11 protein-coding genes are annotated in these 9,850 nt (G+C 30.0%); 3 read left to right on the plus strand and 8 right to left on the minus strand.

Annotated features, from left to right (window positions below; all coding sequences use genetic code 11):
- Positions 1 to 143: 143 nt before the first annotated feature.
- Genes KJA15_04435 through KJA15_04465 form a run of 7 tightly spaced genes read right to left on the minus strand, consistent with a single transcriptional unit; the run spans position 144 to position 7,137 of the window.
- Positions 144 to 755, minus strand: coding sequence for an FAD-dependent thymidylate synthase (locus KJA15_04435; protein ID MBZ9572550.1), 612 nt, complete (start codon positions 753 to 755; stop codon positions 144 to 146).
- Positions 745 to 1,401 carry an A/G-specific adenine glycosylase gene (locus KJA15_04440; GenBank protein ID MBZ9572551.1) on the minus strand — a complete coding sequence of 219 codons (657 nt, stop codon included), beginning with the start codon at positions 1,399 to 1,401 and terminating at the stop codon, positions 745 to 747. The genes KJA15_04435 and KJA15_04440 overlap by 11 nt, the downstream gene beginning before the upstream one ends.
- On the minus strand, positions 1,398 to 2,417 hold the full coding sequence (locus KJA15_04445; protein ID MBZ9572552.1) for a hypothetical protein: 1,020 nt from the start codon (positions 2,415 to 2,417) through the stop codon (positions 1,398 to 1,400). The genes KJA15_04440 and KJA15_04445 overlap by 4 nt, the downstream gene beginning before the upstream one ends.
- A 2-nt stretch (positions 2,418 to 2,419) precedes the next feature.
- Positions 2,420 to 4,456, minus strand: a complete 2,037-nt coding sequence (locus KJA15_04450) for a hypothetical protein (protein MBZ9572553.1) — start codon at positions 4,454 to 4,456, stop codon at positions 2,420 to 2,422.
- Between the two features lie 8 nt (positions 4,457 to 4,464).
- Positions 4,465 to 5,343: a hypothetical protein gene (locus tag KJA15_04455; protein ID MBZ9572554.1), complete on the minus strand. Its 879-nt coding sequence runs from the start codon at positions 5,341 to 5,343 to the stop codon at positions 4,465 to 4,467.
- Positions 5,344 to 6,435 carry a DNA cytosine methyltransferase gene (locus KJA15_04460; protein ID MBZ9572555.1) on the minus strand — a complete coding sequence of 364 codons (1,092 nt, stop codon included), beginning with the start codon at positions 6,433 to 6,435 and terminating at the stop codon, positions 5,344 to 5,346.
- A gap of 39 nt (positions 6,436 to 6,474) precedes the next feature.
- Positions 6,475 to 7,137 carry a hypothetical protein gene (locus KJA15_04465; protein ID MBZ9572556.1) on the minus strand — a complete coding sequence of 221 codons (663 nt, stop codon included), beginning with the start codon at positions 7,135 to 7,137 and terminating at the stop codon, positions 6,475 to 6,477.
- Between the two features lie 227 nt (positions 7,138 to 7,364).
- Between KJA15_04465 and KJA15_04470 the strand changes: the two genes are divergently transcribed.
- Both KJA15_04470 and KJA15_04475 read left to right on the plus strand, forming a co-directional pair.
- The gene (locus tag KJA15_04470) at positions 7,365 to 8,423 is read left to right on the plus strand and encodes a site-specific integrase (GenBank protein ID MBZ9572557.1); all 1,059 of its coding nucleotides are present in this window, start codon (positions 7,365 to 7,367) and stop codon (positions 8,421 to 8,423) included.
- 42 nt (positions 8,424 to 8,465) lie between these two features.
- Positions 8,466 to 9,029 (plus strand): hypothetical protein, encoded by a 564-nt coding sequence (locus KJA15_04475; protein MBZ9572558.1) that lies wholly within the window; start codon positions 8,466 to 8,468, stop codon positions 9,027 to 9,029.
- Positions 9,030 to 9,101: 72 nt separating this feature from the next.
- Here KJA15_04475 and KJA15_04480 read toward each other — a convergent pair whose 3' ends face one another.
- The gene (locus KJA15_04480; protein ID MBZ9572559.1) at positions 9,102 to 9,320 is read right to left on the minus strand and encodes a hypothetical protein; all 219 of its coding nucleotides are present in this window, start codon (positions 9,318 to 9,320) and stop codon (positions 9,102 to 9,104) included.
- A 241-nt stretch (positions 9,321 to 9,561) separates the two neighbouring features.
- Here KJA15_04480 and KJA15_04485 point away from each other — a divergent pair.
- On the plus strand, positions 9,562 to 9,850 hold a 289-nt coding region (locus tag KJA15_04485), incomplete at its 3' end, for a DUF1801 domain-containing protein (protein MBZ9572560.1).

A 9,850-nucleotide genomic window follows, 5' to 3' on the forward strand; every position in this document is an offset into this window, starting at 1 on the left:
AAACATAAAGTATTTTGCTGTGATAATTGGAAAAGTATCGAAGATACGATGAACATATTAAACAAGTGAAATTATATATTGTGGCAAATTTAATGAGTGATTTTTTACTATACAAAGCCAGAAAAAACTAATTATAAGGAAAATTAATCTGTATGATTATATTTTTTAAATATTATTGGTGCGACTTTTTTAACTTCTTTGAGCATTTCTTTTGCAAGAGTTCTTATTTCCCATTGTGCACTTTTTGCGGTTCTAAGTTTGAAAAAATGAATGAGTTCTCTTGCATTCATAGTTATTGTTATATTGGTAGTAGTAGCATTTGGGAGAACAAATCGAGCATCTTCTTTTGGAATATTCCTATTTATAAGCGATTTATAAAGATCCCATGAGTAGTTCATGAAGCTTTTATAATCTTGTAGACTTTTTTTATCTCGAGAGATTGTAGGGGGAGTAATAAAAGTAGGTTCTTCTAATTTGACATATCTTTGGCTTTGTTGAGAATAAGATGCAATTCTATGCCTTACAAGTTGGTGGGTTAATGATCTGGATACTCCCCTAACACTAAATGTAAAAGATGCATGTTCTATTACAGAGTGATGGCCTTTGCTAATAGTTTGATTTAAAATTTTTTCAACAGTATCATCTGTTAGTTCATTGATGATGTCACCTGATGATTTTTCTGAATGACAACTTAGTGCAGCTGCGGCACAAGTTTTGTCTGGATCTGGAGTATATTTGATTAGTTCAACCTTCATTTTTCTCACCTTTTTTCCAATTTTCGCAGATGTTTCTCATAACACAAATTTTGCATAGTGGGTTTCTAGCTCTACAGACATCTGAAGAGAAGTCCAAAAGAGCATAGTTATATTCTATATAACTTTCTTTGGGTAACATCTTCCAAGCAAATTCCCAAACTATTTTATCATTTCTTGGTCGGTTTTTTTTTGATTCTAGTTTGAATATCCGATTATAAATCCTAATAATATTTGTATCTACAATTGGCACTCTTTTTTTAAAGGCAAAACACAAGACAGCATTAGATATGTAACTGCCTACTCCTAAAAGAGACATAAGTTTTTCTTTTGTGTTTGGAATTTCGCCATTGAAATTTTCAACGATATTTTGTGAAATTTTTTTCAATCTGTTAGCCCTGTAGAACAGACCTATACCTTTAAACATTTCTTCCAAAGAGATAATATCCGAATTATAAATATGGTAAATTGTAGGATATTTTTTAATGAATTTTGGGTATACTTTTTCAACTTTTTTTACATCTGTTTTATGTAAAAGGATTTCAGATAGTAGAATTTTATATGGTTCGTCAGTATTTCTCCAATCGAATTCTTTTTTATTAGTAAGATGCCATTTTAATATTTGATTTTTAAAATAATTATATTTCATTTATCATCCTCAAAAATATTTAATACATAAACCCATGTTGGCCCACATCCCTTGGATGATTTTAAGTTATATTCTGTGGGATATGGATAAATTATTCGACAATCCGAGAACATCAATGCAAATAAGCAACTCCCAATTGCCATAGGTTTTGTGCCAATCGGCGCTATTGAAATATTATATCTTTCATGAAATTGAATATAGATATCATTTAATACATTGTTAGTCTCAAAGGGATCATTAGCAGGTGCATATTGTAGATTTTTAAATATTTCAGGCTCTCGCAATAATTCTTCATTCATTAAAATACTAATATCTTTAAATTCGGGTCGATATGCTGGAAATCCATTAATCGGGATAGTGATATCAGGATCCGCGGCATTAACAACTTCAACGGCTCTTCCTCCTTCAAAACCCATGAGAACAATAAGCGCATTCTTTTTATCTAAAACCCTAATACCGGAATAACTGGGAATTTCACCAGTATGAATTGTCCCCTTTGTAAAAAATTCACCTTCTTCTAGAATATATTTTTTCCTTGGCTGCTGATATGACAAAGGCTCAGTATATAACAACAGTATTTTATTTACTTTTTTTATATTAATTAAATATTTTAATAAAATAAAAATATAAGGTTTTATCATTACCGAAAAATCAATTATGACTGTTTTATTTTTGATATCTTTGAAATTCGAATCCAAGAATTTTGCAAATTCTGAACATCCGGATATCTCATCGAAAATATTCAAAAATAATTTGCTACCGGAAGATTTAATATTAAATAAATCATCGAAATATTTTTCTGAATCTTGTTTACTACCAACCAAATTTTTGTCTAATACTTCTTTATAGTAAAGAATAATTTTCTGTTCTGGAATAAAATTATTTTCTATTAATCTTTTCCATCCATAATGACATCTTTCTTCCCAACTAATTCCGCTAATAAATAAATGGATATTTGAATTAAAATATCTTTTAAATTCATCAAGATTTAAAATTAAACCCCCAATTTTAATCATCTTTATTCCCCAAAATCAAAAAGAGTATATTGTTGCTCTTGGATGCCGGTCCACCGACCTAATCTATTTATTACTCTTTGTTTTTGCTGTTCCTCTCCAAAAATTAATGTTTCAACATCATTTTTATTAAACTGAGGAATTCGGCCGCGTAATCTGTATGATATCGTAAAGTATGGGGATAAAATGTGATTCATAGCGTATACATCCAATAATTGTTCATCTGATGTCTTTCCTTTCATAGATTTTTTTTGTTGAAGTACCGACCACTGAACTGCAGTCTCAAGTATTTTTCTTGCTTCATCCGAAAGGGAAGTTTTATCAACACAAAAATAAGTAACTTCTGGTTCTCTTAGTCGTGGATCTTTATGCCAAGCATAAAATATTGCCCCTAATGCAGTAACTAATGATTTAATTTGATTTCCATACTTTGGAATTCTCTCGATAGTTGAATAAAATTTTTCAGCTCTAATTTCTGCCCCTTCAGTTTGAATCTGAAATTGTATTTTTCCATTTTTAATTATGTTCTCACGGTCATAAAATAATGAGAGATTAAAAATTTGGTAACATATCTCTAAAAAATTTCTTATTATTCCAGATGATAACATTGATAGTGTATTAAATCCAGCATACATTTTCTTTTTTGGTCGATAAAGACTTAATAATTGAAAAAGCAACCCTAATTCGTTTTTATTATAAAGCTCCCTATATTTTTTATATTCTTCTTTATCTTTTTCACCGTTCTTATATACTTTATAAAAATTTATTAATTCGTTGGGGTCATAGTCTCTTCTTAATAGAAGTAGATTTAACATTTCTATTAAGGGATTTTCTCTACATTGCAACTTTGATATTAATTCTTCCACTTTACTTTTTGGAATATTTTTACTAATTAGTTCTTTACGAATGTCATTGATTTGTTTTCCAACCGTAGAATTCTTTAAATTTTTTTCTTTAACAAAGATTTCTGGTTCATAAACAATATGAAGAGCTTCCTCGACTGGATTAAGCTCATCTAGCCAGTCTTCAATATCTAAGAATCCAATTTTTTTAAACTGCTCAACATTTTCTAACCTTTTTTTAGCTATTTTCTTTAGAAGATTTTTATAATTTGTGTTATTAGCTAACAAAATATCTTCAAATAGTATTTTCCTATAATCTGCGTCTTCCATTAAAAATTCATCTTCGTTTAGAGTATCATATGTTTTAAATCCGTAAAGTCGTGTTCCTAAACGAAACGTTACTGGTTTTTTGACATGTTTTATTAAGGTATTTACAATTTTTTGTTGTTGAAATAATAAATTTTCATATTCATCTAAAAGAATTAGGATATTCTTGTTTTGAAATTCAGGGATTTTTTGTATCAAAATTTGAGGAATTCCAAATATTAGTTGTCCAGAAGTTATAATTGGTCTTGAATAAAATTTAGGCGTTTCACAAAGAGCTGCCTCATTAATATATTGAAATACGTCTCTTGCCATTATTTGCATTGTTTTATTTAAATTTTCCAAATAATTTTCTTCTTCATTCTGACTTTGTTCCAAATCAATAAGATTTAGAATATCAGCAACAATTGATTTTTCAGTAGTAGAAGTTAGAGTTAAACATTCATTTGTTATCAAAGTTAAGAGCATAGAAATATACTTCTGGCCAATAACAATTTCAAAGTAATGTTTGAATATTGTCTCCCATGCGACATCATCGATATTTCTATTTGAAAAGCTTGAGAGGCTTGGACCATCAAATCTATGGTAGATTCCAATGAATTTTGTATTTTTTAAGAAATTCTTTTTCCTTTCTTCATCTAAAAGATATTTAATTTGAACCTCATGTGATAAAAACTTTAAGAGCATTGTTTTTCCAGTCCCCCGTCCTCCCATTAGTACAACAGGAATTTCACCAGTAAGATCTACACCTACTGCTTGCCGTTCGAATAAAATTTCAGGTTGAATCCAATACTGAACAATATCTTCTGAATCCATCAAGCTTGCATTGAATCCTGCAAATGGATTTTTCAAGCCGCTGATCTTATTATCATCCATCTTACCACCTAATATCTCTTTTTTTCTCTCTTAAAAATTGGATACCATCCTTTACTTTTTGACCAAATTATTGGAAGAGTATTGTCTGGAATATTATGATGAAGACCTACTAATGCCTGAGAATCTTTATATCCCAAAGAATAATTAATTCCTTCAAGATATTCTCCATAAACCTCACACATTTTTTTTGTTTCCTCCCTTTTTTTTCTATCAGGAAATATGCAAGATTTATCTGAGAAGACTCTGTAATCTTCAGTAAAAATTTGAGGAGAAATTATTTTAAATCTTGTAAAAGAAGTTACATTATCAACACCTTTTTTTAAGGCAACTAATGGAAGATAATAAAGAGTTATATCAGGAAAATTTTTTATCAGATTTTTAATAATAGAAGATTCCCAAAAATTTATTGCAGTATCACCCGTGCCTAAAAAATCATCAATGAATAATATGTAATTGATATCTTTCGTTATTTCAGACCACCTGCCTGGAAAAAGATGTATAGGAAGATTATTTGCATGTCTAAAGATATATAAAATGTAACCTCCACTTTCTCCAGGTCGTCCTATATGAGAAAATCTACATTTTTTTATAAAGTCATTAAAGGTTGATTTAGCATTTTCCAAATCACTTCCATCAAATATGAATTCTTTTAATTTTGTATTTTTAAAAATATTAAATGCATTTTTACAGAGAAATCTAATTTCATCTTCGTTATGGTAAATGAAGGAAGATAAAATTTCTAAAGCTGTTTTCTTCTCAATTTCTGTATCTGTAACTTTTCCGGTAAAATTTTCAAACCAATTCTCTAGGTCATTCCTAGTGAGCCGATTTTCCCAGAGATACTTATTTTGATTGCCAATTGCTTTGTGGATATCTTTTAAATCCATTTAATATTCCTCTTCTATGTAATTTATCATTTTTTCACCAATTTTCTCTGCCATAATTGGTGGAACAGCATTGGCCACTTGCTGTTGCTGTGAACCAAACTCCCCAAAGAAAATATAACTATCTGGAAATGATTGAATCCTAGCAGCTTCTCTAACTGACAATCCTCTATTCTGTTCTGGATGTATTAGCATATTTTTTCTATAATTGCTAATTACCACTGAAGGTTCATCATAAATTAATCTATAATAAATCCATGCGTGGCAATTTTTAACATTTTTATAATTAGACATCAAAGTTGATGGTATGTCTTGCCAATTTCCTCCTTGAGGTATATATTTATATCGTTTCAAAACTAAAGCTCTGTTTTTTGAAACTAAATTATTTTTTACACTTTTTTGACTATTATTCCTCATAAGTTTCTGATAATTAGATAGATTTTTGTTTTTTGAGTAATTTAATTCATCGATGTTATTTCCATTTTCTAAAATTGGAAGATCGTTTAAAGCATCTCTAACTGATACAATATTGCTTTGTTCAGGTTGTAATAAATTGCTTGCTTTCTTTTTTGTCCCAATAAATATGATTCTCTTTCTTCTTTGCGGAACTCCAAAATCCTCTGCATTGATAATATCATATTGAACTTGGTAACCCAGTCTTTTCGCGACCTTTAAAATATCTTTAACTATCTTTCCATTGTGTAGTGTTTTAAGACCAGCTACATTCTCTAGGAGAAAAACTTGAGGGTTTAATGCTTTTACAAATCTGAAGAATTCCAAATAAAGATTGTTTAAAGGATTGTCTAAATTCCTCGATCTTCTATTAGATTGAGAAAAGCCTTGACAGGGGGGACCACCTGCGATAAGAGCAATATCCTTAATATCAACATTAAACTCTTTTGTAATTTCGGTTGGATTGACATTTTTTATATCAGAAATTATCACATCAATATTATTATTCATTTTTAGAGTTAAAGCAGCATTTGAATCAATATCAATGCCGATCCTCATATCAAATCCTGCTTTTGAAAGGCCATATGAAAGGCCTCCTGCACCAGAAAATAAACTGATTCCAGTATATCCATAATTATACATTTTTACACCAAAAATATTATGCTATTCATTTTATTTCTTTTAGTTACCTTTTAATGCTTTTATCATACCTCCGTACTTCAAATTATAAGCATCATTATAACGTTTTTCAAAGCCAGCTATTTCATAAGGGCTATCTACCATCCAGTAAAAATAAAAATGATCATTATCGTTATTGCGTTTCTTAACCAATCGTAAAATTTCATCTTCATCATTAGGGCTTTCTAAAATTTCTTGGATTTTCTGAGAAATTGTATTTTTTACTATACGGCATTGTCCTGGTTGAATTTTCGGCTTGCCGTTTTCGTTGTTCAGAAAAGCCGACTTATAAGCCTCACCATAAATTGCTGTCTTTTCTATACCTAAAAATTCAATTTTATTCTGATACTTAAATTTTCCAAAAGCTACTGAAGATGTAAGCATTATGTTATTTTGAAGCATGCTCTTGTTAATATCTCTGGCCATAGATAATAAATTCTTAAGAGCGACTATCTCATTTCCATAGTCTCTAACAAACAAAATACCACTATCAGATATGAACAAACCTTCAACATTTGCAACGTTATCTTGGAGAATTTGATAGCCATTATAGTAAAAATTTTTCAATGAATTCCATGCCTTTATCCCATCCTTCATTAATTCTTTAAAGCCTGAAATATCCAAAAAAGTAACAAACGTATCTCCATCAAAGTCATTTAAAGGAATAATTACTAACCTCCACCCAATTTAGCATAGAATTAGTATTAATAAGTTCTTAAAAAGAATTACTAGTAAAATAACTTTAAAAAATTCTCCTGTCCAACAGAAGTAGTTTCAATGACCCCTTACAGGAGTATATAAAGAGGGAACTCCTTATGTTTCTCGGAGAAAAATGGTATTGATTACCGGGTGCGTGAACACCCAGTAATCTGAGACCATAATACGGTGATATTATGATCCCAAATGAGGTAAATGAAGAAAATAGTAGAAATAATTTTGTACAATTGCGGCTGGGAGAAATTGAAAAGCAACAAGAACCTATTTTTGAAGAAGTAGTTAAACAACCTTTGAAAAAAGAGCGGAAAGTACCTGATTTATGTGAAAAAAATAGAGATTTCTTAGAAAAATATCATCAACATCTCAATCTAAATTACCGGAAGAAAACAACCATACAAAACTACTACTATCACGTAAGAAAATTTCTACAATGGATGAACAAACCAATAAGCGAAGTAACAAAAGACGACATGCTCAACTGGAGAGGATATCTACTTCACACGTACATGAAAAACGGGAACGCACGACGAGTTGCATCAGCAAATCATTTTACAAAATGGCTAGGTAGGGAAGATCTTAAAATTCCTGTGCCGGCTCAGGAGCATAGTAACAAAATTGTGCTTAGTGAACAAGAACTCAATGATTATCTGGAAGAAAGTAAAGATAATCCTTTTTGGCATGTTATCGCTCTTTTTCAAATAGACGGATTACTGCGACCAAGTGAATTCAGCTCTATCAAACTTAGCAATTTGGATCTTGACAATCAAACCTTGTATCTTGATGATACAAAAACAGGTAACAACTACATTATTCTTAGTCCAAGACTAATGCAAGCAATAAAAGAATATCTCCTTTATCGAGACCCAAAACCAGATTATGAAGATTATCTTATCATCATTCCAAATGGAACCTACAAAGGTAAAGTACCAAAACCATTTGGAAGGTTCATAAATAAAACAACAAAACAAATAGCGCAAAAAGCAGGGATAACAAAATACGTAGCACCCTACATCATTAAACCATCCTCGATTACTCTTGACTTCAATAAAAATGTCAATCCTAAGATTATTCAAAGAAAAGCACGACACAGGAAAGTAGAGACAACACTGAGATATGATCATGTTAGTGATGACATGGTGAGAAAATATTTTGCAAAACAACAGATTTCATCAATTCCAATAGATGTTAAAATTACAAGTAGAGAAAAATTGGATGATGGGATTTGTTATATCTAATTTCACTATATTTTTTATATTAGGTATTAATTAGAGATTGTTATGGCGGGAGGAAAAAAAGGGACGAAACCCGAAGACTTTAATGAATTTTGGTCAATGTATCTAAGAGATATAAATAAGATAAATTCAAAACTTAAGAAAGATAGACTGCTAAAATGGGTAACTACTTTAGCAGCGGTTATAAGCGTCGCTATCGCTTATGGTGTTGGATCAGGATTGATAACTCCTGAAAAATCGTCAGATATAGTTGCATTTGAAACGGTTCAAAGAATACAAAACACTACTGAAGAAGGATATAGACTTATTTTGCATAATCGTGGGGAAAAATTTGCTGAAAATGTTGAGGTAAAAGTGACTTTCCCTTTTCAAAATTCAACTATTTATGAGGTATATAATAATGGTGAAAAAATTCTAACCAGTGGTTATGAATATTCTTATGTTTATCCAAAAATTAGAGAAGATGAAAAAATAATTTTAATGATCCTTGTTAAAAATGATGATTTTGAAGAAGGTGGAACTAGTACAGTGAAACCAGAAACTAAAGTATGGTCTGATGATGGCGGATTAATTGAAATAACTTATGTAGAAGAACAATTTATTTTTTAGAGACTCTAATCATAAAAGATAATGTGACTCTTAGCCTCTAATCACTGTACCCATAAAAAAACAAGTGATTATTTATTTTTTTTCTTCTTTATACTTATTGTAAAAAAAAATTACACTGCTTATTCCAAAAAAAATTACACCTAAAGTACCAATAATAGATGGTATGCCAATCTCATAAATTTTATTAGTCGTTGGCCAAAGCTCTCTAATAAGATATCCAAAAATAAGAGATATTGCAGAAATGATAATGAGTATTATTCCAATTATTAAAAATCCCTTTTTTGTATCCATTTTCTATTCACCTGCAAATAAGTATTCTATTGTGAGTATTAACATTTTTGGAGTATAATAAACTCACATCACAAAAGATAATGAGACTCTAAACCTCTAATCACTGTACCCATTAGATTTTTTTAAACTCTAATCATAAAATATGATTAAAACCTGCTAGATACAATAATTTAACCTAATAAATAACAGCTGATTTGTTTCTTTAGTAAATCTTAAATGATGCAGCTATTTAATCAATACTATGGACGAGAAAGTTGATGAATATATAAAAAAACAAAAATCCCCGCAAAAGGAGATTTGTCAGAGATTAAGAAAGATTATTCTAAAAACATTTCCTGAAATCAATGAAGAAATGAGAGTAGGAGTTCCTTGTTATGGTCATACAAAAGAAGATCTTTGTGGAAAATATTACATCGCTGCACTTAAGGACCATGTTAATTTAGGTTTTTCATTAAAAGGATTATCGAAAAAGGAGCAAGAATTATTTGAAGGTAGTGGAAAAACAATGAAGCATATTAAGGTTTATTCTT

It is taken from the genome of Patescibacteria group bacterium, from assembly GCA_020148145.1.
In the GTDB taxonomy this organism is placed as follows: Bacteria; Patescibacteriota; Minisyncoccia; order Minisyncoccales; family JAHCRE01; genus JAHCRE01.